At 63.6% G+C, this 25,117-nt stretch carries 28 protein-coding genes; 16 read left to right on the top strand and 12 right to left on the bottom strand.

What is annotated here, in order from left to right; genetic code table 11:
- Positions 1-26: 26 nt before the first annotated feature.
- Positions 27-650, bottom strand: coding sequence for an RNA-guided endonuclease InsQ/TnpB family protein (locus tag AC3WTE_RS25605; protein WP_492442054.1), 624 nt, complete (start codon positions 648-650; stop codon positions 27-29).
- Positions 651-691: 41 nt separating this feature from the next.
- Here AC3WTE_RS25605 and tnpA point away from each other — a divergent pair, with 41 nt between their 5' ends.
- On the top strand, positions 692-1,120 hold the full coding sequence (gene tnpA, locus AC3WTE_RS25600) for an IS200/IS605 family transposase (RefSeq protein WP_492442052.1): 429 nt from the start codon (positions 692-694) through the stop codon (positions 1,118-1,120).
- 490 nt (positions 1,121-1,610) lie between these two features.
- Here tnpA and AC3WTE_RS25595 read toward each other — a convergent pair whose 3' ends face one another.
- Both AC3WTE_RS25595 and AC3WTE_RS25590 read right to left on the bottom strand, forming a co-directional pair.
- Positions 1,611-2,066, bottom strand: a complete 456-nt coding sequence (locus tag AC3WTE_RS25595) for a Panacea domain-containing protein (RefSeq protein WP_492442050.1) — start codon at positions 2,064-2,066, stop codon at positions 1,611-1,613.
- Between the two features lie 75 nt (positions 2,067-2,141).
- Positions 2,142-2,483, bottom strand: a complete 342-nt coding sequence (locus AC3WTE_RS25590; RefSeq protein ID WP_492442048.1) for a hypothetical protein — start codon at positions 2,481-2,483, stop codon at positions 2,142-2,144.
- A gap of 54 nt (positions 2,484-2,537) precedes the next feature.
- Here AC3WTE_RS25590 and AC3WTE_RS25585 point away from each other — a divergent pair, with 54 nt between their 5' ends.
- Both AC3WTE_RS25585 and AC3WTE_RS25580 read left to right on the top strand, forming a co-directional pair.
- Positions 2,538-2,801, top strand: a complete 264-nt coding sequence (locus AC3WTE_RS25585) for a type II toxin-antitoxin system VapB family antitoxin (RefSeq protein WP_492442046.1) — start codon at positions 2,538-2,540, stop codon at positions 2,799-2,801.
- 3 nt (positions 2,802-2,804) lie between these two features.
- Positions 2,805-3,233 carry a type II toxin-antitoxin system VapC family toxin gene (locus AC3WTE_RS25580; protein ID WP_492442044.1) on the top strand — a complete coding sequence of 143 codons (429 nt, stop codon included), beginning with the start codon at positions 2,805-2,807 and terminating at the stop codon, positions 3,231-3,233.
- Between the two features lie 101 nt (positions 3,234-3,334).
- On the opposite strand, the gene AC3WTE_RS25575 is transcribed toward AC3WTE_RS25580, so the two are convergent.
- Positions 3,335-4,090: a hypothetical protein gene (locus tag AC3WTE_RS25575; RefSeq protein ID WP_492442042.1), complete on the bottom strand. Its 756-nt coding sequence runs from the start codon at positions 4,088-4,090 to the stop codon at positions 3,335-3,337.
- A gap of 354 nt (positions 4,091-4,444) precedes the next feature.
- Between AC3WTE_RS25575 and AC3WTE_RS25570 the strand changes: the two genes are divergently transcribed.
- On the top strand, positions 4,445-6,040 hold the full coding sequence (locus AC3WTE_RS25570; RefSeq protein WP_492442041.1) for an integrase: 1,596 nt from the start codon (positions 4,445-4,447) through the stop codon (positions 6,038-6,040).
- 96 nt (positions 6,041-6,136) lie between these two features.
- Here the strand turns inward: AC3WTE_RS25570 and AC3WTE_RS25565 are convergent, their stop codons facing one another.
- From AC3WTE_RS25565 to AC3WTE_RS25555, 3 genes are all read right to left on the bottom strand, one after another.
- A complete protein-coding gene (locus tag AC3WTE_RS25565) occupies positions 6,137-7,225 on the bottom strand; it encodes a DUF732 domain-containing protein (RefSeq protein WP_492442039.1) in 1,089 nt (362 codons plus the stop codon).
- A 287-nt stretch (positions 7,226-7,512) separates the two neighbouring features.
- Positions 7,513-8,046, bottom strand: a complete 534-nt coding sequence (locus AC3WTE_RS25560) for a hypothetical protein (RefSeq protein ID WP_492442037.1) — start codon at positions 8,044-8,046, stop codon at positions 7,513-7,515.
- A gap of 4 nt (positions 8,047-8,050) precedes the next feature.
- Entirely contained in the window at positions 8,051-8,515 is a 465-nt protein-coding gene (locus tag AC3WTE_RS25555) for a hypothetical protein (RefSeq protein ID WP_492442035.1), read from the bottom strand.
- Between the two features lie 114 nt (positions 8,516-8,629).
- Between AC3WTE_RS25555 and AC3WTE_RS25550 the strand changes: the two genes are divergently transcribed.
- The 5 genes from AC3WTE_RS25550 to AC3WTE_RS25530 all read left to right on the top strand — a co-directional run bounded on the left by AC3WTE_RS25550 (position 8,630) and on the right by AC3WTE_RS25530 (position 14,835).
- Positions 8,630-8,884, top strand: a complete 255-nt coding sequence (locus tag AC3WTE_RS25550) for an Imm61 family immunity protein (RefSeq protein WP_492442034.1) — start codon at positions 8,630-8,632, stop codon at positions 8,882-8,884.
- A gap of 51 nt (positions 8,885-8,935) precedes the next feature.
- Entirely contained in the window at positions 8,936-10,378 is a 1,443-nt protein-coding gene (locus AC3WTE_RS25545; RefSeq protein WP_110789130.1) for a site-specific integrase, read from the top strand.
- A 137-nt stretch (positions 10,379-10,515) separates the two neighbouring features.
- The gene (locus AC3WTE_RS25540; protein WP_052506453.1) at positions 10,516-12,249 is read left to right on the top strand and encodes a hypothetical protein; all 1,734 of its coding nucleotides are present in this window, start codon (positions 10,516-10,518) and stop codon (positions 12,247-12,249) included.
- Positions 12,246-14,384, top strand: coding sequence for a hypothetical protein (locus AC3WTE_RS25535; protein WP_020103728.1), 2,139 nt, complete (start codon positions 12,246-12,248; stop codon positions 14,382-14,384). The genes AC3WTE_RS25540 and AC3WTE_RS25535 overlap by 4 nt, the downstream gene beginning before the upstream one ends.
- Positions 14,371-14,835, top strand: a complete 465-nt coding sequence (locus AC3WTE_RS25530) for a hypothetical protein (protein WP_020103727.1) — start codon at positions 14,371-14,373, stop codon at positions 14,833-14,835. The genes AC3WTE_RS25535 and AC3WTE_RS25530 overlap by 14 nt, the downstream gene beginning before the upstream one ends.
- A gap of 67 nt (positions 14,836-14,902) precedes the next feature.
- On the opposite strand, the gene AC3WTE_RS25525 is transcribed toward AC3WTE_RS25530, so the two are convergent.
- Positions 14,903-15,091, bottom strand: a complete 189-nt coding sequence (locus tag AC3WTE_RS25525; protein WP_492442031.1) for a hypothetical protein — start codon at positions 15,089-15,091, stop codon at positions 14,903-14,905.
- A 139-nt stretch (positions 15,092-15,230) separates the two neighbouring features.
- On the opposite strand from AC3WTE_RS25525, the gene AC3WTE_RS25520 reads away from it, so the two are divergent.
- Positions 15,231-15,353: a hypothetical protein gene (locus tag AC3WTE_RS25520; protein WP_020103725.1), complete on the top strand. Its 123-nt coding sequence runs from the start codon at positions 15,231-15,233 to the stop codon at positions 15,351-15,353.
- A 34-nt stretch (positions 15,354-15,387) separates the two neighbouring features.
- Here AC3WTE_RS25520 and AC3WTE_RS25515 read toward each other — a convergent pair whose 3' ends face one another.
- Positions 15,388-16,065, bottom strand: coding sequence for a TetR/AcrR family transcriptional regulator (locus AC3WTE_RS25515; RefSeq protein WP_020103724.1), 678 nt, complete (start codon positions 16,063-16,065; stop codon positions 15,388-15,390).
- A 216-nt stretch (positions 16,066-16,281) separates the two neighbouring features.
- On the opposite strand from AC3WTE_RS25515, the gene AC3WTE_RS25510 reads away from it, so the two are divergent.
- From AC3WTE_RS25510 to AC3WTE_RS25490, 5 genes are all read left to right on the top strand, one after another.
- Positions 16,282-16,890 (top strand): TetR/AcrR family transcriptional regulator, encoded by a 609-nt coding sequence (locus AC3WTE_RS25510; protein WP_020103723.1) that lies wholly within the window; start codon positions 16,282-16,284, stop codon positions 16,888-16,890.
- 54 nt (positions 16,891-16,944) lie between these two features.
- A complete protein-coding gene (locus tag AC3WTE_RS25505) occupies positions 16,945-17,382 on the top strand; it encodes a DUF6188 family protein (protein ID WP_020103722.1) in 438 nt (145 codons plus the stop codon).
- A complete protein-coding gene (locus AC3WTE_RS25500; RefSeq protein WP_192830261.1) occupies positions 17,379-20,456 on the top strand; it encodes an MMPL/RND family transporter in 3,078 nt (1,025 codons plus the stop codon). Before AC3WTE_RS25505 ends, AC3WTE_RS25500 begins: the two co-directional genes overlap by 4 nt.
- A complete protein-coding gene (locus tag AC3WTE_RS25495) occupies positions 20,453-20,707 on the top strand; it encodes a hypothetical protein (RefSeq protein WP_155944266.1) in 255 nt (84 codons plus the stop codon). The genes AC3WTE_RS25500 and AC3WTE_RS25495 overlap by 4 nt, the downstream gene beginning before the upstream one ends.
- A 215-nt stretch (positions 20,708-20,922) precedes the next feature.
- On the top strand, positions 20,923-21,438 hold the full coding sequence (locus AC3WTE_RS25490) for an Imm61 family immunity protein (protein ID WP_492442028.1): 516 nt from the start codon (positions 20,923-20,925) through the stop codon (positions 21,436-21,438).
- 111 nt (positions 21,439-21,549) lie between these two features.
- Here the strand turns inward: AC3WTE_RS25490 and AC3WTE_RS25485 are convergent, their stop codons facing one another.
- Complete coding sequence (locus AC3WTE_RS25485; protein ID WP_492442027.1) at positions 21,550-22,269, bottom strand: 8-oxoguanine DNA glycosylase OGG fold protein; 720 nt, start codon at positions 22,267-22,269, stop codon at positions 21,550-21,552.
- 316 nt (positions 22,270-22,585) lie between these two features.
- Between AC3WTE_RS25485 and AC3WTE_RS25480 the strand changes: the two genes are divergently transcribed.
- Positions 22,586-22,918: a hypothetical protein gene (locus AC3WTE_RS25480; RefSeq protein WP_492442025.1), complete on the top strand. Its 333-nt coding sequence runs from the start codon at positions 22,586-22,588 to the stop codon at positions 22,916-22,918.
- Positions 22,919-22,928: 10 nt separating this feature from the next.
- On the opposite strand, the gene AC3WTE_RS25475 is transcribed toward AC3WTE_RS25480, so the two are convergent.
- Positions 22,929-24,980 carry a hypothetical protein gene (locus tag AC3WTE_RS25475; protein ID WP_492442023.1) on the bottom strand — a complete coding sequence of 684 codons (2,052 nt, stop codon included), beginning with the start codon at positions 24,978-24,980 and terminating at the stop codon, positions 22,929-22,931.
- Complete coding sequence (locus AC3WTE_RS25470) at positions 24,977-25,117, bottom strand: hypothetical protein (RefSeq protein WP_492442021.1); 141 nt, start codon at positions 25,115-25,117, stop codon at positions 24,977-24,979. The genes AC3WTE_RS25475 and AC3WTE_RS25470 overlap by 4 nt, the downstream gene beginning before the upstream one ends.

Below are 25,117 nucleotides of genomic sequence, written 5' to 3'. Positions count from 1 at the left end.
TTCTCACCCGCGGTGAGGGTGGCGGGCTAGTCGAGGAACGACCCATCCGACAACGCCAGCGTATGAGTGACCCCGCGATCGATCCCGACACTGCCCCGCTCGGCCCGCCGCTGCCGGGGTTTGACCACCTGATTCTCTCCACGGACCACCAGCACCCAACCGGTCGCCTCGAGCACCACCCGCGCCCCGGTAACCCGGTCCGGCACGGCGCGATGCAAACGCACTTTCACCACACCGACCTTCGGGATCGCCACCGTGCCCCACTTGCCGTTGAGCCGGGTCACATTCAGATCCCGGGCCTGGGGCACATCCACCGCGCGCCGGGCTCGGCGGGTCTTGAACGTTGGCCGGCCGTGGCTGCCGTTCCAGTAGTTCGACCACGCCTGCTTATATGCCTTGAGTACCTGCTGAGCGGCTTGGGCCGGCAGGATCGCCAACCAGTCAATGTCCTTGCGGGCCTGCCGGATCGCCGCATCAGACTCAGCCCACGAGGGCCACCGCTTCGACGCCTCATGGAAAGTGTGATGCGCGTGAATCAAATTCCACAACGCCCGCGCCGCGCCGGCCTGCTCGTACAGAATCTGCTCCTGAGCACGTGACGGGGCCAGCGGGTACTTCACGCACCGCTTCACCACCATCAGTTCGCTCACACCGGCAGTATCGCCCACACCACCGACAGTATCATTGGTTTATGTCACCACGGTGGGAACCAAACAAGGATGTACGCACGGGACGACACGTTGTACACAACCTTCATGTGCATTTGGTCTTCGTCACAAAATATCGGCGGGGTGTGTTCACCGGCCCGATGCTCACCCGCTGCGAGCAGATCATGGGCGAGGTGTGCGCCGACTTCGAAGCCGAGCTGCGTGAATTCAACGGTGAACATGATCATGTGCACCTGCTGGTGCACTACCCACCGAAAGTTGCGATCTCCAAACTGGTCAACAGCCTCAAGGGGGTTACCGCCCGCCGGCTACGCCAGGAATACCCCACGCATGTCCGCAAATACCTGTGGGGAGAGCATTTCTGGTCCGGTTCCTACTTCGCCGGTTCCTGCGGCGGTGCACCCTTAACTGTGGTCAAGCAATACATCGAAAACCAGCAACGACCCGTCTAACCCAACCGGCCCCGCTCCGCGGGACCAAAGATCGGGATGCGCTACACCCCCGCCCTAAAGGACGGAGCACCGCGCAAGAATCGAGGTAGTGCTTCTCGATCCACAACACGTGAAAGGTATCGCCGGCGCGGAATCCGGCGAACGGGAGATTTCCTTCGTGGCGGAACACCATGTAGCGGTCTCGCGCAAGTTCTTCGGGCGCTGAGGCGTTGAACTTGCCGCTGGGAAGTAGTTCAGAGCCGAGTCCGTGCTTTGGGTGTTGCACGAGCTCTTTCCAGGTCAGCTTGGCGCGCTTCTCCCACTTGACGAGGAACTCTCGGCACTGCGAGTCGGTCAGCTCGCCGACACCCCATCCGTCCTGCACGTGTCGCAGGCATAGGACTGGGTGGCCTGATAGCAGAGCGATCTCTTCGGTGTCGCTCGGAGGATGGGGATCGGCGCGGCGGTTGGGGGCGGTGCCGCGGCGCTTCTGATTCTTTTCGCTCACGCCTCAGAGGGAGCGCCCGGCGAAGTATGACCGAATCGCGTCGTTGGTGATCTGGACATCACGTGTGTTGTCGTCGAAGGCGTCCTTCCACGGCGCCTCCCGGTGGGTGCGCTCGCGCAGCGCCCATGCGGCCAGCGATCCGTAGCGATCCCACACATCCACGAGGAAGTCTTCAACTTCGACGAAGTCGTCCCAGGTGAAGTCGTCTCCAAGTGCGACGTCAGGGTCGATCGGACCTTTGCCGTACTCCTTGTACGCGTGGTAGACGTCGGCGACGACAGGGCCGTGAGCCCACGCCTGGATGGTGTCGCTGAACAGCGGCTCGCCGGTTGCGCCGAGGCGGTGCCCTTGCGCGTAGTACAGCAGCTTCTGCAGCTTGAGGTTCGACACCTCGGCGTCGAGGTTCTCCGCCCACGCGATGAACCAGCGCGCGATATCTCGAGCTCGGTATGTAGCCATTGGTGAACCTCTCCTTCCAGGTGTCGGGTGCGTGCTGCCGGGATCGACTTCAGCATGGCACTCATCACCGACAGATCAGGTGCGCGCGCCGCGGGGGCCGACCGTTGGATCGTCGAATGTTGCGACCTTGGCGGCGGCGACGCCGGAGCCCAGCTCGATCGCCGTGCACAAAAGCACGCCTGTCGGGCATCTTGCGGCCAGTTTTCGCCCGTAGCGCGGCGCGGGCCGGGCCGGGCGTACCGCGATTTCCATGTCTGCGGTTCTTTGCGAGGGCGTGCCGATAGCAGTTCGTGGTGCTTGATCGCGCTTCATGTCGCGTTCGATATCGCGCTTGGTTTCGCGCTGTATTTCGCGTTCGCCATCGCGCTTGTTGCGGGTTGGTGATGTGTGCCTGCAGGTCACAGCTATCGCGAGCATTTCCCGCTCTCGCCTTGGAGGCACCAGCTACCTATTCCGCGGTACCATCTACCCATGGCGCTCAACATCAAGGACCCCGAACTGGTCCGCCTCGCCGAAGAACTCGCCGCACGCATGGGCCACAACAACAAAACCAAAGCAATCCGCGAGGCGCTGCGCGCTCAACTCTCCCTCCTGCAAGCCCAGTACGACGACCGAACCACCCGCCTCCTCGACGTCATGAACACCGAGATTTGGCCACTCCTGCAGGCCCAGCCGCCGATCACCAAGGACGAACGAGAGCAAATCCTGGGTTACGACCCTGAGATCGGGATCTGAATCGTGATCGTCGACTCTTCCGCGCTCATCGCGCTCATCCAGAACGAACCCGCGGCCGAGCCGGTCGCCGCGGCCCTCGCCGGCGCCCGCAGCCCAGTCATCAGCGCCGCCACCCTCACCGAAACCCTGATCGTGCTCACCGCCCGACAAGGCCCCGTCGCACGTACCGTCTTCGATCGCCTCAGCGCCGAAATCAACCTAGGCGTAGCCGAATACACTGCCGAACACGCCTATGCCGCCCAGCGCGCCTACCTGAAATTCGGCCGCTCCCGGCACCCCGCCAGCCTCAACTTTGGGGATTGCATGAGCTACGCCACGGCCGAGCTCGCCCACGAACCGCTTCTGGCGATCGGCGATGACTTCCCACAAACGGACCTCGAGTTCGACGAAGGCATCGTCGGCTACTGGCCGGCACCCAGCACCGCCGGCTAGCGGGTCTGAGACCACGGCGACGAAATCGGCATGGGCTCAACGGGTATCAGCGACCAACCGGCGCTGAGCGTTGATCGAGACGGCCGACTTCGCCGGCAGTGTCAGTGCGGGTGCGAAACCGTGTTGCGGACGAGCCTCAGACCCACAGGCTTCGGATCAGAGACTATGGTGTGGCGGGGTTCGGTCGGCCGCTCCATGCCGATCAGCGACCGCGGCACGGGGAATACGGCTGTTTCAAGTGCGCGGAGCGCATCGCGGGCCCGCGATAGATGCGCGTATGCCGTTGCAGCGCCAAGAAACTCGGGCCGATGTTCAATTGGGGTGAGCCCGAACTGCCGCCAGTACCGGGACAACGCCCGCGCTGCGGCGAGCTCGGCAGCCTTGTTCGGCTGCGGCCCTGCGGGGGCCGGGTGTAGCAGCACCAGGGTGTCGGTGGGGCTGGCCATTCGCTCGACCAGTTCGGCCACTAGCCACGCCCCCAAGCCATTGCCGCGCAACGGTTCGGCGACCTCAACCAGGGTAACGATCAGGACGCGATTGACCGTCGCATCCGCGAACTGCTCCTCTATCGCCTGAGCGACCTCCTCACCGTCGAACAGGCCCGCGAACTGCATCGCGTCCTGCGACAGTGACTCGAGCAGGTCGGCGATCGGGTGCTGCCCGACATTGATGATCAGGAACTCGGCAGAGCCGCCGACGACGGCCGGGGTGTCGCTCTCGTTGCCGTACTCGTCGAGGTAGCTCAGCTCCAGGTCCGCGCGCCACGTCATCATGGCGTCGAACTGGGACCCACCGCTGCTGGTGTACCGGGTCCTCGGTCGGATGAGCATGATGGTGTCGGTGGCGGCGGTTGTCACGCCCAACATTGTTTCAGATGGGGAGGAAGACCCTTGGAGCCGCGGCCAGCGCCTTCGTCTGGGGCCAGCGCGTCTAACTGGAGGTGAGAACCGCGATGTGCGCGGCTTGGTCGGGTGTCGGGCCAGTCCCAGCGCGCGTGCCGGATCGATCTCGTGAGCCATCACACCGGCAACCTGTCGACTCGGCTCCCGTGGTTCTGGCCAGCCGGTAGGCGGCCACATAGAGAAAAGGTCGGATTGCCCCGGGCAGGGGTAATCCGACCTTTATATTCTCTTCGAACCTTCTGGAAGAAAAAACGAGCTTATGTTCGGGTGAACCTGGCATGTAGCTCGTTTACGCCTTAAATGTAGCACATGCCCATCCAGGAACCACCGGAGTACGTTAACTTCACCGCGCGGATCATGGAGGTCTGCTCGACTCGCGCTCCGTGGCACCGCCGGCTGTGGCGGGCGGGAACACTGCAGATCGCCCGCGAGCTGCGCGATGAGAGTGTGCGGCCAGGCACGCCGGAGTCGGCGATCGCTGATCTGCGCAAGCACTGCCGGCACAGCTTGCAAACAGACTGCGGCATCGCTGACCGGGGCCAGGCCCTGGGCAATCTGGCGGGCATCAAACCCGGCCTCACGTACTCCGATCACGCTTGGGTGAGTCTGCGCGAGCACCTCGACCGCTACAACCAGGATTATCTGCTGACCTGGGCGGCGGCTTTCGACGCTCCCCCCAACTCCGATCCGCGCCGCCGCATCGACGTCGAGGGCGCCGCTCGGCGGATCACCGCGCACCTTCTGGACTCTGGGATGCACAAAAGCAGCGTCTACGCCTGGCTGCGGACCATTCGGGACGATCCGGCCGCCAGCTTGTCCATCGGTGATTTTCTGCGCGAGGCTGACGCTCGCCTGAAGAAGCCCCTCAAGAGCTACACCTTTTGCGTTCCGGTTCAGACCTCCGCGAAGTTCGACGGGGGCGCGCCGCCGCTTGGCTGGCAGACGGCGCGCGAGACGACCGAGTGGAAAGCCCAGTACGCTGCGAAGGCGCCTGGCGTGGCCCAGCAAGGTTCGGTGCTGATCGAGGTGTCGGCCCATGACATCAACACTGCCGCAGACCGGGCCCGCACCCGCATCGCGAACCTCGCGACCAAGTTGCAGCTGGGCGCGAAAAGACCGATCGTCCTCAACCCGAGCATGTGGTCGAAGGAAAAGGGCAACGAGTTCCCCGCCCATGCCACCAACCGCATGATCAATGTGCACGCCTTCGAGCGTCTCGGGCATCTGCACGACCTGGACACTGTCGACTACATCACCAACACCTTGGCGCTGGTGCAGGCGGTGCAGACCGGGCCTCCGCACGTCGCGGTTGTCAACGGTTGGGCGGCAATCGAATCGCTGATGGTCGGCCCTGCCGATGAGCAGGATGTCATCGCGGCGCGGCGGTTCGCTCTCATCGTCGCGGCCAGCATGATTCGCGCGGAACTGTCCTGGCTGTCCCGTTCGTACGTGCTCAAGCACACGGGGCCGGCGGCCGACGAGATGCGTGAATGCAGCGAAAATCTGGACCGCGCCAAGCTTTTTCAGAAACTTCTGCACACTGGCGCGCCGTTGAACTTGGATGCGATGGACATGCTGGCGCTGGGTCGGATCCGGCCCGCACTGGCCGATCCACGCGGTGAGATCGAGAAGATCACCGAGATACTGACCCGTGAATTCACGCGGCTCTACCGCAAGCGGAACATGATCGTTCACGGTGGCCAGATCCAGGAAAGCAGCATGCACTCCCTGTCGGAAACCCTGGCGCCGTTGATCGGCGCCGGTATTGACCGTGTTGTTCACGTCGGCCTCAAGTACCAGGTGCGGCCGATTGAGTTGTCGGCGATCGCCGAATCGCGCATCCACTACCTGGCCCCGAGTACCTCGACCGATGCGGGAAAACTTCTGGAACTGCTGGAGTTCTGAGGAGCCGCGGCCCCAGGGTTTGCGCCTCCGAATATGCTCTACCGGGCTCGGTGACAATCCTCGGGATTTCAGTTCGGCACGCCCGGTACGCCGCATTTAGTGGATTTGCGCCCACAGCGGGGCGCAGTATGTTTTCACGGCGGTGCCGGCGAAGAAGCCAGCTTGTATCTGGTTGAGGTCTGGGCGCCATTGATGGAGTTGGTTGACCAGAACTCGGCCGTCGACGCCCTTGCCGTTGGAGGCGGTGAGGGTTGCGCAGACCTTGTGTGCTTGGTCGAGGCTGTCGTCGACGTCTTGATCGTTGATGGTGATGCCTTGGTCGTTGATCATTGTGGTGATGAAGTCGCGGTCTGCTTGTGTGTATCGGGAGTTTCGCTGGTCGGTTGGTATTAGTTTCGAGTCGACGTCGACGCATTCGCGGACAATTTCGAAGAACTGGTCCTCATGCTGTTGTTTATCCGAGGGCGTGCCTCGGTTTATCAGGTTGAAGTGTTCGTTTGTCGAGGTCGTTATGACTATGGTGGGTGCCCGGCTTTCGCGTCCGTATTCGTCCTCCAGTTTCTTAGGTAGGGCGGGTATCAGGAATGCGATGAGGGTTTTTGCGCCGCGTTCGAGGGTCAATGGGGTGCTGTAGCAGTCGCCTTTGCGCTGGAAGTTGAGTTGGTAGTTCTTGCCGTCTATCACTGCGTTGAATGACACGATGTTGATGGTGTGGTCTGTGTCGTTTGTGATTTCGGAGTGGAAGAATGCGGCGCTGCAGGGTGAGTCGGCGGGGTTTGGGCAGGGAAACTGTGTGAATTGGTGAGGGATTTCGTTTGGCTTTGCGTCCTGTGCGTTCACTTGGCGGGAGCTGGTGCCTGAGAATGCCGCGCCGTTCATCCATATATTATCGCCGTATATGTTTCCGGAGGGCGCTGGGCGGGCTATATCGTAGATTCCGATGGCCATGATTGCGATGACACTCACGGTGAGGGCTGTTAAATTGCGCTTCGTTGCAATTTTGGAGAGTTTTAGATTATCGATTTCGGGTTTGAAGATCGTTCCGGTGGCCAACGCGACTACCGCAAAGACAATGGCGGCGATGGCGAGGATCAGGTCTATCCGTTTGGGGATGAAAAATACCAGGATGACGGACAGTAGAAGTGTCGCGACGACGTCCCAGGCGAATACGATTCCGCGTGACATCCGATTGGGCTGTTGGGGTTCGGCGCCGCGGGAGGCGTTCGAAGTTGGCGGTAGGCGTTGTTGCTGGCGAGGGTTCGGTTCGTTTGACGGTTGAGTTGGCGTCGTTTGTCGAACCCGTGGGCGGGGGCCGACGGCAGGTGGCCTCGGCTTCTTAGGGGCCGGTTTGGCTCGGCGGGAGCGCTTGTTTGAAGCCACTGGCAGCCCCCGTAGTGTTGCGCGATCGTACGCCCTGGCTCGGTTGTGAGTCGTTTATATCAGGGGAGGCGCTGGTCGAGCGTCTTTCTGGACTAGCGGCGACGTGCTCTGAGTCCAAGCCAGCTACGGCCGGCGGTCTTGGCTTCGGGTTGGTAGTGGTGAACGCGCACCACATGGAAGCCGTCGTCGGTGACGGTTGTGGTGAGGTCCGAGTCGGCGATGGGCCGGTGCACGTCGATCGCTTGCAGGACTCGGTGCGGTTCAGCGCCAGTGGTCTTCACCTCGATCCTTGTGCCGTTGGCGACAAAGTCGACGCCAAGATCATTGGCTGCGTATCCGCCCAGTTTTACGACGAGGTCGTCGCCATCGAAGAACAGCTCCATATCGGGGTGGGCGGTGTCATGCTGGGCGGTCTCGGGGGTGGCCGCATCGTCGGTGGCGTGTACGCGTTGTCCGCGCAGGGTTGCCGCGATGTCGTTGTTTTTGGCGAAGTCGACGAGTTGTTGGGCTTGTTCGCGCGCGTCATCAAGGGCTGAGGTATCGGCCAGGATTGACTTAGCGGCCGACAGTGCGGTTCGCGCGGCATCGTTTGGGTCGCTCTGTTGGACCAGGTCACTGATGCTCATACCGCTAGTGTCCTCTGTCTTGCGAAGGGATGCCGCTCTGATCGGCGTCCGTTTCCTTTTTGTGGTGCTTGCCGGTGCCGGGCGCGGCGAGTTCGGCGAGTACTTCCTTGACGATGGAAGCTTGGACTTGGCTGATGAGCTGCTTGAGGTGTGTGTCTTGGACGTCGTCGACGCGGACCTTCATCGCTTCCAGCATGTCGCCGACATCACCCAGGTTCAGGGTGCGTTTGCCGTTTGCATCGGGGCGAATTTGGTCGATGACCCATTGGAAACGGGACCACAAAGCGTCGCGCTGCTTGCTGAGTGTGTCTTGTGTCCGAGTTTTGTGGACCTGGTAGGCGGCGATTGACGCCGCGACCAGGGCGCCGGCGCCGCCAAAGCCGGAGGAAATAACGAAGACGCCGAGGCCGTGCAGGATCGTGTCCAGCCAGCCCGGACCTGCATGCCAGGCGAGCAGCGTCTCGGTCACGGTCTGAGGTTACGGCGCCAACGTTGCACGTCAGCCAACAATTCGATTTTCCCGGCATGTCCACCGCAACCAGCCCAGGGCTTCGGCGAGAGGCGGCGCCGTAGCATCTGCCAGGTGACAGCGCCGCCGGAAATTAGCCCCGAGTGCCGCGACTGGGCGCGCGCGGCGAACTACGCGCTGGCCGGCGATGAGGACGGAACCGTGGTGTTCCGGTCCGAAATTGATTTCTCGACACGGTATTTCATCCGTCGCCGGGGCACCGGCAGACTGGAGCTGAGCTTGTCCGATGACGACGGCGAGCGGCCGGTGTTGTTCGTCGCCGAGCTTTCGGTTCTGGAGCGTTACTTGCTGGGACCTTATGTTCTATAGCCATTGGCTTGTTGTTGTTATGCTCCTGCCACCCTCGGGCTGGGAGCCAACATGCAGACATGGTCGGTTGTGCGCTACGACATTGATGTGCTCGCCGCAGATTGGCCGACGGAGGTCACGGGTCCGATTCCTGATATCGGAGACGTGTTGGCGCGTTGGCGGGCCGTTGACGGACAGCGCTTCCTCATACGCAACGATGGGTTTGTCGACGTACGAGTCAATGCCTTCCTGTCTTCAGCTCGCATGCGAACGCTAGCGAGTAACACAAACCGTGACTACGCACAGTCGCTGTGTTTGTGGCTGAACTTCTTGCAGACCAGCGGACGCGTGTGGTCTGAAGCGACCGAGGAAGACGCAGAGGATTTCGAGTTCTGGAGGCGCACCGACCCGAACAACCCGAGTCTCGTTGGTGCTTCTGCTTTTTCGAAGGATATTGCAGCGTGCAAAAAGTTCTATTCGTGGACAGCGGAGAGGTTTGCAGATGTCGTCGACGTCTTCCTATACGTCGCTTCGCCGCCGTCCAAGCGGTCGGCCAGAGTTCGATGGCTCGATCCTGCCGCGGTAGATCGATGGCGCGACGTTGGGTTGCGTGGCCGCGATCTCCACGGGCGCAGGGACCGCTCGTGCCGTACTCGAAATGAGCAGCGCGATGTCGCATTTTTTGACGGACTTTATGGAACAGGGTTGCGGCTGTCGGAATGGGCCTCGGTCACGATCGATGAACTTCCAACGCTCGGTGCGGACCGGCCTTTCTACAAGTGTCACCTGGCCGACAAATGCGCCAAAGGTGGCTATGGGCACCCGTATTGGATGCCGCGGCACGTGCTTGCCGGGATGTATGCGTACGCGGAGGGTGCCCGTGCCCGAGCTATCCGCGGCGCCCAAGACAGCGGCCGCTATGCGGAACTGAGCGATACGATCGAGGTGGGTGACGCGAAGCGTCCCGGATCGGTGCGACTGCCCGACGGCAACGGCGGATTCATCGATCGCGCCTGGAATATCACTAGTCTGGCGTTGCGCCGCAGACTATTTCGCCGCACTCCAGCTGGTCTTGAGCCACTGTGGTTGTGGCTGAACGAAAATGGCCTCCCGCGCGACCCACACGGATGGCACCACACCTTCGCTGAGGCCAACGACCGTATCGCAGCGCAGGGTGTGGAGAACTTCACCTGCACACCGCACATGCTGCGACACTCTTTCGCCCTGCGGTGGTTCTCGGTAGGCAAATTGGTCTATTCGTCGCGACTGGGCCACCTTTCGGACGTGGAGGCACGCGACTTCCGAGTCCAATTCGGTGACACCTGGCATCTGGTGCAGACGATGTTGGGACACCGTCGAGTCGAAACCACCAGGGACGTATACCTGGAACCGTTCCGAGCGCTCGACGTGGAGGTGTTGCTGGCCCAGACACAGGGATTGCCGGTGTCGGGATTGCTGGCCGAGCTTTTCGACAATCACTCGATGGTTCTCGGAGATCCGGTGGCGCGCCGATGAATCGTCGTGGTCGTGCCGCGCGGCTTCCTGAATCTGGCTCTGCGACACTGCGCGGTGTTCTCACCGACGGAACCACGGTACGTTGCTTTGAGGACGGTAATAGCCAGCCGAAAGACTTCGACTGTTCGCTGTTGACGGTGAGCCCAGAGCTGCAGCGCATGTTTGCCGAGGCGTTCGCCAAACGCACCGGACCCGGCAGCGGTCTACGGTCAATGTCGTCGATCGGGGACGCGTTCCGATCGATGCGTCTGTTCACGCGGTACCTCGCGGGTTTGCCGCGTCCACCCGCCCGCAAGGCGGACCTACTTCCGCGCCACATCGATGGCTTCTTGGCCGCGCGTCGCGCCGCGGGTGCGCCAGCGAAGCTCACCGAGGAGCTGCGCGGAGTGAAAATGATTCTACGCCAGCTTGATTCGTGGGAACCGGCCATGGTGGCCAAACTCGCCGAGCCCCACCCGCGGCCGCGGCGTTCAGGTAAGCGCCACGAGAGCTACAGCCGTGCCGAGTTCCTGCGGATAGCGTCTGCTGCACGCGCGGACCTGCGGCGGGCCGCGCAACGCATCCGAGGCAACCGCGTGCTGCTGGAGCAGTACCGGTCGGGTCACCTCGACGATCCAACGCGCCGGTTTGAGTTGCTCGACTACGTGGAACGTCATGCCGACGTGCCGCGCCGTGGCGGCGACTTCCCAAGCAAATCGCAGCTGACGGCCAAGTGGGTGCGTGGTTTCGGCGGGACCCGGGACATCATTCGCTGGGCACATCTGAGTCCGCTGGAAGTGAGCGCCGGTGCAGTGCTGCTGGCTGTGCTGACCGGCCAAAATCCGTACGTCATCATGAAATGTCCGGCACGGCATCATCGTGCCGACGGCAACGCAGGCGGACCCAAGACCGCGATTGTCGAGATGCGTAAGCCCCGCCGCGGCAGCCGCGCCGACATGGATGTGGCCCTTGCCGCCGTTCCAGATTGGATCAGCATCCCTGACGACCCTACCGCGATGTCGCGCCGCGATGAACTGCACACCGCCTTCGGCGTCTACATGTTGCTGTGTGAGCTGACCGCGTCGAGCCGGCGGATCGAGGGCAGCGGCCGACTGATGGTTGCCTACTGCGCAAATGGGCACAACGGTCGCGGTATTCGTGCGCACGGCTCGGCCGAGGGATGGGTTAGGCCGTGGTCGCGCCAACAGGGCCTGCTGTGTGACGCGGTCCAGGGCGCACCTGCCAAACCATTGGAAGTGTCGCTGGTTCGATTGCGGATGACATACCTTGAGCTGCACCAGAAACCGGTGGCACACACCGAACAGACCCTCGTCGATGACTATCTGGGGCGAAACCGCGGCAGCCTGGTTGAGTACCGCCGCGTTGTCGCTGATGCCTTGCAGGACCAGGTGGCCAAGGCTCGTGCACTGCCCCTCATGTCCGCGCTTTCGGCGGCCGAAGTTGCTCAGGCGCACGCCGACCCGACGACTTTGGCGTCGGAATTATCGTTGTCCCACACCGATGTTCGCCGGATGCTGAAGGGCAAGTTAGACACCGTGATGAATGCGTGCATTGACAATCAGCACGGGCCATACGGTGACACGGGCCAACCCTGTAGAGCCTCATTCATGCTGTGCCTGAGTTGTCCGTGCGCTCGCGGGTTGCCTCGACACCTACCGGTGCAGACGTTGGTGCTCGACCGTCTCGCTGAGCGTCGCCACCACATGACTCCGTTGGCCTGGACGACCCGGTTCGCACTCCCGCATGCCCAGTTATCCGATCTGCTCGCTGGCTTCGACGACGAGCAGCTCAGTGCAGTGCGAGCAGCAACCACCGATGCCCATCGAGAGATGGTGGGCCGCTTCCTCAACCGAGAACTGGACATGCGATGACGACGCAGCGGCGGCACGCAGCGTTGCACGACGACCACGTGGAATGGCCTGACCCATCCACGACCGTGCTCTTGCGGCGGGTGCTGCGTCCAGATGCTGATCCGGCCGGGCTGTCTCGGTACGCAGACGACGTGTGGCACTTCGATCAAGGAATCTTCGAGGAGAGCTCGAAGATCATCAGTATCAACTTCAAACTGGCACCAAAACCGTTGCGAGAAGCGGTAAAGCACTACGTGTGGGTCCTGGTCAACACCGACCCGCCAATGCAATTGCGGCGCACAACGGCCACTCGCCCGTCGTTGTACACCGTCAGGATGTGCTGGTATCCGCTGCGGATCTTCCTCAATTGGCTTCACAAACGCCGTGTTGGGCAGTTCTGCGATGTCACAGCCGAGATGCTGGACGAATACTTGGTATATCTGAGCCGCTACCAGGACAGCGTGGGACAGATGCACCGATGCGTCGTCGAGGTCCGCCGCCTCTGGGGGTACCGCTCGGTGCTACCGGAATCAATGCGGCTGCCCGAAACGCCGCCCTGGGGCGGTGATTCGGCCGGAGCGCTGTTCGGCAACGTCCGCTCGTACATGGAGAACCTCACCCCACGTATCAATGAGGACACCATGGGAGCACTGCTGCTGTGGGCGCTGCGATTCGTCGAAGATTTTGCCGACGACATCATCGCCGCCCGCGAGGAGTTCGTGTTCCTGCATGCACGCGGGCCGGACGTGACGGCCGGGCACGAACCGGATCGGCCACGATTGCCACAAGGCGGGGCCATCAAACTGGTCACCGACTACGCCGAATCGGTTCGGCAACAGCAAGGCTTGTTGCCGGGCAGGATCAACGACGCCGGCGAGCGGGAAATCAACTATCCGTTTATCGGCAGGCTGATCGGGGTCCCACGGCTACCACGGGCGTCCTACGCGACCGCCCAGTCCGCGCTGGCCTCCTCCGGTCTGCCGATCGATGACGACGCATACCTGTCCACTCTGGTCACCGCCACCGTGGCGGGACGGCCGTGGCATCCCGGACGTTTTTCCTACAACCAGACTCGCTACCTCGTGCGGCATTTGCACACCGCCGGCCTGATCGTGGTCGCCTACCTCTCAGGTGCTCGGCCCGCGGAGGTGTTGAACCTGCGTCGTGGCTGCGTCGACCGTGACGATGCCAACGATATGTACCTGATGTCGGGCGTGTACTTCAAAAATGCCGTCGACGAGCACGGCAACAAGGTGCCCGCCGGTCTGCCGCGGGCTGATCCTTGGGTGGTGGTGGCGCCTGTCGCGCGAGCGATCGAGGTACTTGAACGGCTCCATGACGAAGACCTGCTGTTCACCAACCGCATTGACCTGAGCCGCAATTACGTGCAGCGCCGTACCGGGGGATTAGCCTTCAACACCCAGGTCGCCACCGACAGCGTGCACCGGTTCATCGATTTCGTGGACCAGCTGTGTGCTCACCACCGCATCGACCCCATTCCGTCGGACCCACACGGCCAGCTGACCATCAGCCGGTTTCGTCGAACGCTCGCGTGGTTCATCCGCCGCCGGCCTCGCGGGCTGGTCGCCGCATCGATCCAATACGGTCACGTGCATACCCGCATGATTCAGGGTTACGCCGGTGCCTACGACTCGGGCTTCCCCGACGAGCTGGCATTCGAGGACTACCTTGCCCGGTTGGAACAATTCGCTGATGATGAACAGGCCCTGAGCGACGGGGAACGCGTATCCGGACCGGCCTCACAGACTTACCGCCAGCGTCTGAGCGCCGCCAACGGTCGATTCGCCGGATATGCCCTGACCAGCAAAAAGCAGGCTCGCGATCTGCTGGCCAACCCTCTACTGCAGATCTATCACGGGGAGGGAATGACCTGCGTGTTCGACGCGACGAAGGCCGCGTGCCAGCTGCGGGGGGCTCGCGACGATCCGCTGGTGACACCCGACGTCGACGACTGCCGGCCCGGCTGCCGCAATATCGCCCGGACCGATCGTGACCTGGAGACAGTCCGCCGACACCGAGATCGGCTTGCCGAAACGGTGGCCGATCGTGCCGCCCCACCACTGCGGCATCAGCGAGAACAACGAGAACTCGCTCGCATCGACATGATCATCAGGGAGCACGATGAAGGCCACTGAAACCGACCCTGTTCGCAAGAAGATCCTCGCCGCCATGGACCGCTTGATGGCGGGCAAACCGCTACGCTCCACCGGACGGCTCAACGTCTCCCAGCTGGCCATCGAGGCCGGTGTGGCGCGGTGGCACCTCACCCATCAGCACGTCGATCTCAAAGAGATGTTTCAAGCGCGCGTCCGCAACGAGGGTAGGACGCCGGCTCCGTTCCAGGGCACCGCCGCCGCATTCGATGATCTGCAAGATGCACATCGAGCGCTGCTAGCGCACTGCGCCGAACTGGAGCAGAAGATCAAGCTGTACGCCAACGTGATCCAGCTGCTGGCCACGGAACGAGCGACGAGCACGCAAAGCCGGCCGGTGACCGATATTGCGTCACGTCGAACACCGCCGCTCCAATCGGCCGCGAGGCGCCCCAAGCGCAACGTAACCTCGTCGCGCGAACGCAAGCAATAGCACCGGATCACCGTTGGGCGACAAGTTGGGCTTGGTCGCCCGGCGGCGCTCCGCGGTCGGCGCTGGATCAGCGTGACTGAGGTGATCCGGTCAGGCGTGCGTGCAGGTCGGTGACGCGTTCGTTCGATGCCTTCGACGCCGCGTAGGGATGGTTCGTCGGTGTCCCAGACTTCGATGGGGTGCCGCCGACCGGGTCGACGTGGGCTTGGGTGCCGACGACGACAACCAGGTCCGCCGCGGTGCGACTGCTGTTCACCGAATTCGGCGAGTACCTGAAATCGCCAGCGGCACAGTCTTCTACAAGCACGACGACCTGATGGCCGTTATCGACGCGCATCGCACCCACACCAGCGCCACCACCGTGACGCCGGCAACCTGGCCGCGACAGCAGCATCGTGGCCGCACTGCGCCGCAAGATCACCGCCCAATCAGACGAGATCAGAACACTCAAAACCACCGTGGCACAACAACAAGCCATGATTGAACTGCTCTACGGGCAACTCGAAGACCGCCACTAGGGCACCACCTGAGCGTGACCGCGCGCAGCGCGGCTCATGCACCTGTGGCGTCGGCGCTTTCGGTGGGTGCTGGCGAGATGCGGCGGTGGGCGCTCAGGAAGTCATCGACGATGGCGACACAGTCGTCGTGACCCATGACGCGAAAGCCGGTCATGCGGGCGAAGGCCAAGGGGCCGACCAGTTGGCACAGCACCCGTTCCAGGTCGAAGTCGCCCAGTTCGGCGCGGGCCTGCTCGCTGCGCAGCAGGGCGTCGAACGGTTGGCGGTACTGGTCGATGACCAGGGCCCGGACGGCGCCGGCCGGGTATTGGTCCTCGGTGGCGGGTTTGGTGGTGGTCGGGCCCAGTGCCAGCCAGGCCAGGGTCGTGATGTGCAGCGGGGCGTCGTTGAACAGCGTTGCCTGCCGGGAGAGCAATTCGATGAGCTGTTCGCGCAGCGGTCCGCTGCGTGGTGCCGGAGGGGTCACCTGCGGCAGCAGCCGCTCGAAGGTCGCGGCCAGCAGGTGCGAGGAGGTTTTGAAGTGGCGATACAGCGTGGTGCGGGCCACCTTGGAGGCTTTGGTGACCGAGTCGACGGTGACCGCTTCAACGCCGCCGGCATTCAGCAGGGCCGCGGCCGCCTCCAGGAGCCGGTTGCGTGACCGGATACGCCGCGGGTCCACATCATCGTCATCATCAGAGCCGTCGGCGCTGAAGTCGGGCCACTCACTCACAGTCACTCACTTTATTGTCCGCAGCCTCCGGTGTGGCGAATCGTCGATGCCCACACCCCAGGACAGCTATGCTACCGCGTGTAGCGCAGCGAAACCGCCTATACCAGGAGATGTGGGATTGCCTGATCACACCTGGCTATCAGCGTTTTTGGCGCCGCGCACCCCGATCTGCCGGGGATGGCTGTCACCGCATCGGCGCCGGCTCGGGACGCAGCGATGAGAGGCGCGGCAGGCCTGTCGGCTCGCGATGGCCGGGACATCGCGATCCTCGATGCCGCCGTCTCGGTGGCCTCGATGGGCGGCTACGACGCAGTACACATGCGCACGGTCGCCGAGCGCACGGGCATCGCCGTCAGCTCCATCTACCGCCGCTTTCCCTCCAAGACCTATTTGCTGGTCTGCGCACTAACCCGCGAGGTCGAGCAGGTGCAGGCCCTGCGCGACTGGTCGGCGGTGCCCGGCGGCCCCCAGCAGCGACTTGTCGCGCTCAGCAACTGCCTGCACGAGCAGTGGCAGCGTGATCTGCCGCTGACCGAGGCGCTGACCCGGGCGCTCGTCGTTGCCGACAGCACCGCGGCCGCCGAGGTCGAGCGGACAATGGCGGTGCTCAACAGGCTGCTAGCGGCCGCGCTGGGCGGCCCGTCCCCGTCGCCGCGCAACCAGCAACTGGCCTGCCTACTCGGCGACGTGTGGTTGGCCAATCTGGCCGCCTTCATCAGCGGCCGGGTGCCCGCCGCCGCCGCCCGGGACAACATCGACCGGGCGATGGCTCTCATCCTGCGCGCCCAACCCGCCACCATTGCCCCACATCGCTACACGGTGTAGCGTTTCGATACTGCTTAGTATCGTTTTGCTGGTGCGGAGACAGGGGACGCGATCATGGTCGATCAGTGGATTGAACGGTGCACCCTGCAGCGGGTGTCGCTGCATGAAGGTCTGGTGCTCAGCTTCGAGGACTACAACGAGGTGGTCATCTCCCGGCGGCTCCGTCTGGGGTTGCCGCCGGTGGGCCCGTACCCGGCCGAGGTGGTGGAGCTGGACCCGCTGAACGTGGCGCCGGCGCACCGCGCTCTTTTGGACCTGGCCGGGTCGGTGTGCGTGCGAGCACACAGCGATGACGATGGGGCCCTGCACCTGCAGTTCTCGGACGGTCACTCGATCGACGTGGAGCCCGACGCCCACGTGGCGGCATGGGAACTGTACGGAAAGCGCCACGGATACATGGCCTGCATGCCCGGAGGCCGGGTGCAGATGGTCCGACATGATGTGCCCGCCGCGGACAGCGCCGACTACGACACGGCCCCTGCCAGCCAGTGAGCGATCCGCTGCGCGGGGGACCGACCCTCACCGCCGCACCCGGGCTACCGCCGCGCCGCCGGCGCACACGCGCCGAGACCGCGCCGTCGAGTGAATACAGCCCCGCGCTGGCCCGCCTGGGGGCGTTCACCCTGCGCCACAAGGCGCTGGTGATCGGACTGTGGATCGGGGCCGCGGTGTTGTTGGCGGTGCTTTTTCCGCAACTGGAAACCGTGGTGCGCCAACAGTCGGTGGACTTGGTGCCCCACGACGCGCCGTCGTTTCTGACCGTTGACCGGATGAGTGCAGCATTCGGCGAACAGGGGTCCAAGACCGTGCTGTTCGTCGCGTTCGAGGACCCCGCCGGCCTGACCCCGCCAACCCGCCAGAAATACGCGCAGCTGGTCTCGCAGCTGCGCGCCGACCCCAGCCATGTCCTGCTCGTGCAGGACCTGCTGGCCGACCCGGTCACCGCACCGCACGCCATCAGCGCCGACCGACACGCGTGGTACCTGCCGGTCGGCATCGCCGGCACCCTCGGCGATCCGACCGCCGCCGAATCGGTCAGCGCCGTGCGCGCCATCGCCCACCGCGTCTTCGCCGCCAGCACCACCACCGTGCACGTCACCGGGCCCGCCGCCACGTTCAGCGATCAGATCGCCAGCGCCGAACACGATCTGCTGTTCATCTCCATGGCCACCGCCGGCCTCATCGCCCTGATCCTGCTGCTGGTCTACCGGTCGGCATTCACCGCGCTACTGCCACTGCTGGTCATCGCGCTGAGTTTGGCTGTCGGGCGGGGGGTGCTCTCCGCCCTCGGCGAATGCGGCTTACCGGTATCGGAATTCACCGTGGCGTTCATGACCGCGATCTTGCTCGGCGCCGGCACCGACTACACCGTGTTCCTGATCAGCCGCTATCACGAACAGCGACGCGCCGACATCGCCCCGCCGCAGGCCGCGATCGACGCCACCGCCAGCATCGGACGAGTCATCCTGGCCTCAGCGGCCACCGTCGCACTGGCCTTCCTGGCCATGACCTTCGCCAAACTCAGCGTGTTCGCCGCGCTCGGCCCCGCCTGCGCCGTGGCCGTGATGGTCGGATTTCTGGCCACCGTCACCCTGCTGCCACCGGTACTGGCGCTGGCCGCCCGCCGCGGCATCGGCGACCCCCAGCCCGACCGCACCCGCCGCTACTGGAACCGCATCGCGGTCGCCGTCGTGCGCAAACCCGTGCCGCTGCTCACCGTCAGCCTCATCATCCTGCTGGCCCTGGCCGCGGCAGCCACCACCATCAAGATCAGCTACGACGACCGCAAAGGCCAACCCGCCGACACCGCAAGCAACCTGGGCTACCAGCTGCTCAACCGGCATTTCCCCACCGACATGGTCTTCACACAATTCCTCGTCGTGGAAAACCCCGCCGACATGCGCACCGGCAAAGGCCTCGCCGACCTCGACGAACTCGCCTCCCGCATCGCCCAACTGCCCGGCGTGAGCAAAGTATCTGGCGTCACCCGCCCCGGCGGCACCCGACTCGAACAAGCCCAATTGTCCTGGCAGAACCAACAAATCGGCGACAAGATGGCCACCGCCGCCGCCGACGGCAACGCCCGCAAGAACGACCTGGCCCAACTCACCGGCGGCGCTGACCAACTCGCCAACGGCCTGGCACAACTCGACCGCACCCTGCGCACCGCGCTGACACCCTTGAGCGGCCTGCTCAACCAAGCGCACACCGCCAGCAGCCAAATGCAGCGATTCACCCCGCTGCTGCACCAACTGTCGGCCACCGCCCCCGACATCGATCACGCCATCCAAGCCGGACCCGGACTACGCCCCGAGGCCGAACAGGCTCGCAACGCCATCGCCGCCGTTTCGCCACTGCGCGACATCCTCGACACCGCACCCTGGTGCGTCACCACACCAAAATGCACCGAACTCCGCGACCAGATGCGCGTCCTGGACGCCCTGCGCACCAACGGATTCTTCGACCGCATCGCTGAGCTGGGCGACCACTACAACCCCGCCACCAACGCCACCGTCACCGCCACCCTCGCCGACGTCCAAACCTCAATCACCACCCTGCAACATGCCCTGGGCACTCTGGGTGACCCCGCCGACGTGGCGACCAACATCGCACGCCTGCAACACGGCATCAGCCAACTCGCCTCTGGAGCACAAGCATTGGCAACCGGCGTGCACGCCCTGGCCGACAGCAACATTCAACTGCTCGCCGGGATGAGCCAGATCGCTGCACAACTACAAAACTCCGCACGCGCCAGCGCCAACTCTGACACCGCCAGCGGCTTCTACCTACCCCCAACCGCCTTCGACAACCGCCAATTCGCTGACGTCGCCAAACAATTCATCACCCCCGACGGAAAAACCGCCCGCTTCATTATCGAATCCACACTCGACCCCTACAGCAGCGCCGCCATGGCACTGGCCCACCACATGGTCACCGTCGCCGAAGCCGCCCGCCCCAACACCTCCCTGACCAACGCCACCATCTCCGTGGCCGGATTCCCGGCCGTCAACGCCGACATCCAGCACCTACTACAAGCCGACTTCACCCAACTGGCCGTCGCCACCCTCGTCGTCGTCGGACTCATCCTGGTCCTGCTGTTGCGCGCTGCGCTGGCCCCGCTCTACCTCCTGGGCACCGTCGTGCTGAACTACCTGGCCTCCATCGGTTTCGGCGTCGTCGTTTTCCAATGGATACTCGGTTACCAAATCGCATGGCCCGTACCACTATTGGCGTTCATCATCCTCGTCGCGGTCGGCGCCGACTACAACATGCTGCTGGTATCACGACTACGCGAAGAATCCGAACACAACATCCGCGTCGGAGTCCTACGCACCGTCGCCAAAACCGGCTCGGTCATCACCTCCGCCGGACTCATCTTCGCTGCCAGCATGTTCGGACTGATGGCCGGCTCCATCGCCATCATGATCCAAGTCGGCCTCATCGTCGGCTGCGGACTACTGCTGGACACCTTCCTCGTGCGCACACTCACCGTTCCGGCCATCGCCACCCTCCTGCGCGAAGCCAGCTGGTGGCCCCAAAAACAACCCACACGGACCCGGCCATGAAAACGCTACTCCCACACCGGCATCGAGCCGCCACGACCCAAACCCAACCAACCATCGACAGCGTCGCCGCCGACCAGCCCACCCGCGCACCAGCCGGCGCCAACACCACCACACCGGACAACACCAAGCGCCGCCGCCCCTGCCCGATCCACTGGCCCCGCCTCCTACAAGGCAAGTACCCCTACTTCCACGGCGAGCACGAAAAACTCTTCCGAGAAGCGCTCATGGAACGCGAAATGTACCGGCTTTAAACATCACAACCCCCGGCACGCCATCCGCCACCTGACAACGCCGACACAACCTGCGCCCACCAGCGACCACAACATCGACAAACGAAAGCGGGAACACCCGCAACCACAGCTGTTCCCGCCTACCTCAAACCCACCACCATCACCTCAGCGGGAACAGCAATACACGGCCGAATTCAACCCCAGATAACGTAGTTGCCCACGGCCTACCCTCACCGATGTCGACTAGGCACATCGCAGCTGCAGCGATGTCTACATTGATGCCCTGGTGGACCCGAACAACTGTTGTATGGTCGAGTCAACGCAGCCACGTCTACGAACTGGTAGTTTGCTTACAGCGACGGGATTCCAGTGCAACAATTATTACTAGCGATAGAATTTTCGCCGATGATCTCCGCGAGGATCTGGACCTGCCATATTTGCCGCTCCCATGGGCGGCGGATCAGGTCGCCCCCGGGTTTGAAATCAGCGAGATAGTCCGCGGCTACCGCACGCTGACCCGCACTGGGCGTGGCCCTGTCGCTGCGGCACCTGATCCGGTTCTGAGCTTGGTGGCTTTGGTGCCGTTGTCGCATCTGCTGCTGTGGCCGGCCGAAGCGGTGCGGATGTCGTTTATGAGCGAGACGGGCGCGCCGCTGCTGTGTGCAGGTGGCTACGCGAGGCCCAACCAAGGCGAGTCTGTCTGCGGCGTCGACGGTCAAGGTTGGGAGCGAAGGCCCAGTTCAGGACACTAGACCTCCGACTGACGATGTAGCGTTTTGGGATACCAGCGGGGTCGAGACCCGGACGCGTTGCGCGGCGCCGTCATGTAACCGCTGCGGAATGGCGCAACGAGCCGGTCGGGCTCAGTCTTGTTGATCGCCGTGCCAGCCACCCAGTTCGAATAGGCGACGTTCGACGACATCGGGCTCGATGTTGAGACCGTACGCCCAGTCGTTGACTAGATCGAGGTAGCGGGTGTAGTCCGCGGCGGTTTCCTGCCATGCCTGCTTGGTGAGCGACGATAGCGCTTTGAGAACGTTGTCATCCAAGATAAGTGGTTGAGACATATGCGGTTTCGCGCCGTAGCCGCCGAAGTAGAAGAACTTGGTGAAGTAGGACGAACCCAGGCCGCGCACCCACAGCCGCTGGTAGCGGTCCATCGCCTTGTACGCGCTTTCGGGACCGGCGCCGCGCACGACGCGCAACGCTTCAGTCAAGTGCTGGGGCGCGTTGGGGTCGTTGAGCGGCGTGACGGCGCGCTGGGTTAATCGTCCAGGACGCGCACCCCAGAACGTGATCGCGGCGTGCAGCTGGATCGCCGCCCATGGGTCGCCCGGGTCGGTGGCGGCGCGTTGAGCGATCGCGAACAGGTCGCGGCGGGTAAGTCGGTGGCGGCCGTTGTCGGTGGCGGGGAGTTGGTCCAGTTCCGGTGCCCACATCCTGGCGTCCGGCAGTTGCCGGCGGCAGTACTCGAGGTCGCGCGTGAAGCCTTGGTTCAGCACGTATTCGTCACGGGAGGGCGGCTGACCGTCGAACAATCTGCGAGGTGGCATGTAGTTGTCTGCGTCGCGAGAGACGGTCATGGGCATCATCCTCGTCAGGGTGGTGGCGAGGTTAAGTCAAGCATGGAATCGGGTAATACGTTCCGGTAGCGGGGATTTCACTGCAGGCCGCCGCGCTCTTCGAAGCCGTGTCTGGTCACCAGTCGCCGCAATCTTGCTGCAGGAGCCATCACCCCGGTGACCTTTCCTGCGGGTCATCAAATACGTCGCGGCCCAGGATGTGTGCTCTTCGGTGGACCGCTCAGTCGGTTCCGCGGCCGACGGTGGCGGTGTTCAACAGGGAGCTGTGTGTGGCCCGGGTGCGCGTGCGCCACTATCGCGCGCATAATTAGAACTGATGTTCGATTATCTCTCGGCTGATGAGACGGTGGCGACGCGGCGACGGTATGACCCTCCGCGGCCGGTGCTGGTTGACGTGCACATGCTTCTCGGCAGCCGCGACGACGCGTTCCGACTCGATACCGTGCCGCTCGCCGTGAAATCGTACGGATTGAACATCTTCACCTTCGACACTCCTGGGCTGCTGCATGCGTGGGCGCAAACCACCCGTCGAGCATGGCTCGCTCAGGTGTCCTTCGAGGTGACTACCGGCAACGGCCAAGCCCGGCTCAATCTGTGTCAGTGGTGTCCGGCCCGGGCCATCAAGGCCGTGCCTCCGGGCGAGACTTAGGTTCGGTTGTTCAGTCTCGGGCCGGGCTCGACGTCGGGTGGCTGCGGGCCGCGGTCAGTGCACCCGCAGGATTGGCTCCTTCGCTGGTGGCGTGGGCGTTGGCGATGGCTCCCGTGGCCGCCCCCGTTGGCTTGTTCGGGTTGTTCGGCTCTGAGTTGTTGCGGGACGGGTGTTTTGCGGTGTTCGTGTCGGCGGTTTCTGTCGTCTTCGATGTTGTCGCGGTTGCGGCGGCCTTGGTGGCGGTCGGCGTCGTGGTGGTTTTCGTCGGCATCGTTGCGGCGGCCTTGGCGGCGGTCGTGAGCTTGGTCGGCGTTGGTGTTGTTGCGGCCGTGGGATTGTCGGCTGGCGTTGCGGTGCCGGTCGTGGTTGTTGGGGTCGCAAGCGGTGCTGTGCTGCTGGCAGTGGGGGTTTCAGGCGCGGTGGTTCCGGTTGCGGTGGCTGTTGTTGAGGTGCCTGTGGTTACGGGTTTGGGCGTCGCCGTTGGTGAGGCTGAATCGGTGGGGGCAGCCTTGGCGGGCGTCGCTGCCGCGGGCGCTGCGGTAGCGGTCGCTGAGGTAGCGTGCGTGGCCGCTGCGGTTGGAGTCGCCCCCGCGCCGATGCCGATGGCCGCCAGGGCGCCTTGGACGGTGAGTTCGGTGTTGTAGAAGTTGGTGCCCAGTGTGGTTGCGGCGGCGTTGACGGTGGTTGGGAAGGTGGTGAGGAGACCGATCGCTGTTTCCGCTGCCGGGGTGATGGCGTTCAAAGCGTTTCCGACGGAAAGGGATACGGCGCGTGCGGCGGCACTGAATGCCTGTTGTAGCGGCGCCGGGGCGGCGTTGTAGAGCATCTGGGTCATGATGTTGGGTATCAGCAGCGCCTCGTTGATCACGGAGATTCCCAGCGAGACTGACTGAATCCAAATCGTCTGCGCTGCAGACATTTGCGGTGCCGTGTAGGCCGGTAGCGTGCCGGTGGCCAGTTGCGAGATCAGTGTGGCCAAGGTCTGGGCCGCCAGCTTGGGAATGCCGGCGTCACTCCACAGGCCCATATTGTTTTCGTCGAGCAAGTATCCGCTGTTCAGGTCGTTGGCGGTGTAGATGAACGCGGTCCCGGCGAATGGCAGCTTGGACCAGGCGGTGATGAAGTCCTGCAGCATCTGCGCCTGCTGGGTCTGGGTGATCCCGCCCGGCTGGGTCGGGTTGCCGTATTCGGTGGCAATGATCTTCAAGGCGCTGTCGCCGTTGGCGACCATCAAGGCATACATGGCCTGGACTTGTTCCAGCGGCGAGTTGGTGACTCCTGAGCCGGCGGAGAAGGGCAGGGTGTAGTTGTACGGGTGGAACGATAGTGCGTCGAAAAAGCCTTGGGCGCCAGCGGCATACATGCCTGCGAGGAACTGCTGCGGGGCCAGGGAGATGCCGGGGACAGTGGTGACCGCGCCGAGTACTCCGGCGATGACCGTGGCGCTGGGCTGAACGGCCTTGATGGCGGTGTATGCGGCTTTGAGCATGGCGGTGTAGGCCGCCGGATCGGACGGGGCGAGGTAGGTTAAGGCATTGGGTTCGTTCCACACTTCGTAGGCCGCGATCTGGCTGCTGTAGCGTTTGGCTACTGCCGCGGCGAATGTGGCGTAGGTGTTGGGATTTGGCGCTCCTACCAGGGGTGTGCCATCCCATGTCGGGTTGCCGGTGATCGCCGCGGTCAAGGTGAATCCCATTGAGCGCGCGGTGTTGATCACGTTGTCCATCTTCGACCAGTCGTACGATGTCGCGCTCGTGGGTTGAATGTAGACCCAGGGCACCACGATGCGTAGGTCGGTCACACCGAGGCTTTGAATCTCGTTGAGCTGGGCGACAAGCTGGGTTTGATCCAGCGCGTATAGGTAGGCATCGGCGACACCTACGGTCTGCGCTGAGCCGTCGGCGGTGACCGTGGCTGCGAGTTCGACCCCTGTCGACACTGTGCGCGGTGACGCGATCGGCGGCGGGGCGGCCGCTGGACTCGGGTGTGACAATGCTGATAGCGCTATCGCGGAGGCGGTGATTGCGATCTTGGCGCGCATCAGCGAGGTAGTTGTGATCATGAAAGGTCCTCCCCTGGTGGTTTGTTCGTGTTGTTGGTGCTCCGTCGCACCTGTGTCAATCCGACGATCAGATAGCCGACGCCCCACAGTTCGACGAAGCACGCGTAGGCCCCGATCAGGACGGTGGAGGTGGACAT

Source organism: Mycobacterium sp. FW102-FHT13B02, from assembly GCF_058790275.1.
This window is presented reverse-complemented; position numbering and strand designations above follow the sequence as displayed.

Coding starts and splice junctions, on each gene's coding strand:
- tnpA (WP_492442052.1), top strand. CDS start 692: ATGTCACCACGGTGGGAACCAAACAAGGATGTACGCACGGGACGACAC.
- AC3WTE_RS25595 (WP_492442050.1), bottom strand. CDS start 2,066: ATGGCTACATACCGAGCTCGAGATATCGCGCGCTGGTTCATCGCGTGG.
- AC3WTE_RS25590 (WP_492442048.1), bottom strand. CDS start 2,483: ATGCTCGCGATAGCTGTGACCTGCAGGCACACATCACCAACCCGCAAC.
- AC3WTE_RS25585 (WP_492442046.1), top strand. CDS start 2,538: ATGGCGCTCAACATCAAGGACCCCGAACTGGTCCGCCTCGCCGAAGAA.
- AC3WTE_RS25570 (WP_492442041.1), top strand. CDS start 4,445: ATGCCCATCCAGGAACCACCGGAGTACGTTAACTTCACCGCGCGGATC.
- AC3WTE_RS25565 (WP_492442039.1), bottom strand. CDS start 7,225: ATGTCACGCGGAATCGTATTCGCCTGGGACGTCGTCGCGACACTTCTA.
- AC3WTE_RS25560 (WP_492442037.1), bottom strand. CDS start 8,046: ATGAGCATCAGTGACCTGGTCCAACAGAGCGACCCAAACGATGCCGCG.
- AC3WTE_RS25545 (WP_110789130.1), top strand. CDS start 8,936: ATGCAGACATGGTCGGTTGTGCGCTACGACATTGATGTGCTCGCCGCA.
- AC3WTE_RS25535 (WP_020103728.1), top strand. CDS start 12,246: ATGACGACGCAGCGGCGGCACGCAGCGTTGCACGACGACCACGTGGAA.
- AC3WTE_RS25530 (WP_020103727.1), top strand. CDS start 14,371: ATGAAGGCCACTGAAACCGACCCTGTTCGCAAGAAGATCCTCGCCGCC.
- AC3WTE_RS25510 (WP_020103723.1), top strand. CDS start 16,282: ATGAGAGGCGCGGCAGGCCTGTCGGCTCGCGATGGCCGGGACATCGCG.
- AC3WTE_RS25505 (WP_020103722.1), top strand. CDS start 16,945: ATGGTCGATCAGTGGATTGAACGGTGCACCCTGCAGCGGGTGTCGCTG.
- AC3WTE_RS25495 (WP_155944266.1), top strand. CDS start 20,453: ATGAAAACGCTACTCCCACACCGGCATCGAGCCGCCACGACCCAAACC.
- AC3WTE_RS25490 (WP_492442028.1), top strand. CDS start 20,923: ATGTCGACTAGGCACATCGCAGCTGCAGCGATGTCTACATTGATGCCC.
- AC3WTE_RS25485 (WP_492442027.1), bottom strand. CDS start 22,269: ATGACCGTCTCTCGCGACGCAGACAACTACATGCCACCTCGCAGATTG.
- AC3WTE_RS25480 (WP_492442025.1), top strand. CDS start 22,586: ATGTTCGATTATCTCTCGGCTGATGAGACGGTGGCGACGCGGCGACGG.
- AC3WTE_RS25475 (WP_492442023.1), bottom strand. CDS start 24,980: ATGATCACAACTACCTCGCTGATGCGCGCCAAGATCGCAATCACCGCC.
- AC3WTE_RS25470 (WP_492442021.1), bottom strand. CDS start 25,117: ATGTCCACCTCCACCGTCCTGATCGGGGCCTACGCGTGCTTCGTCGAA.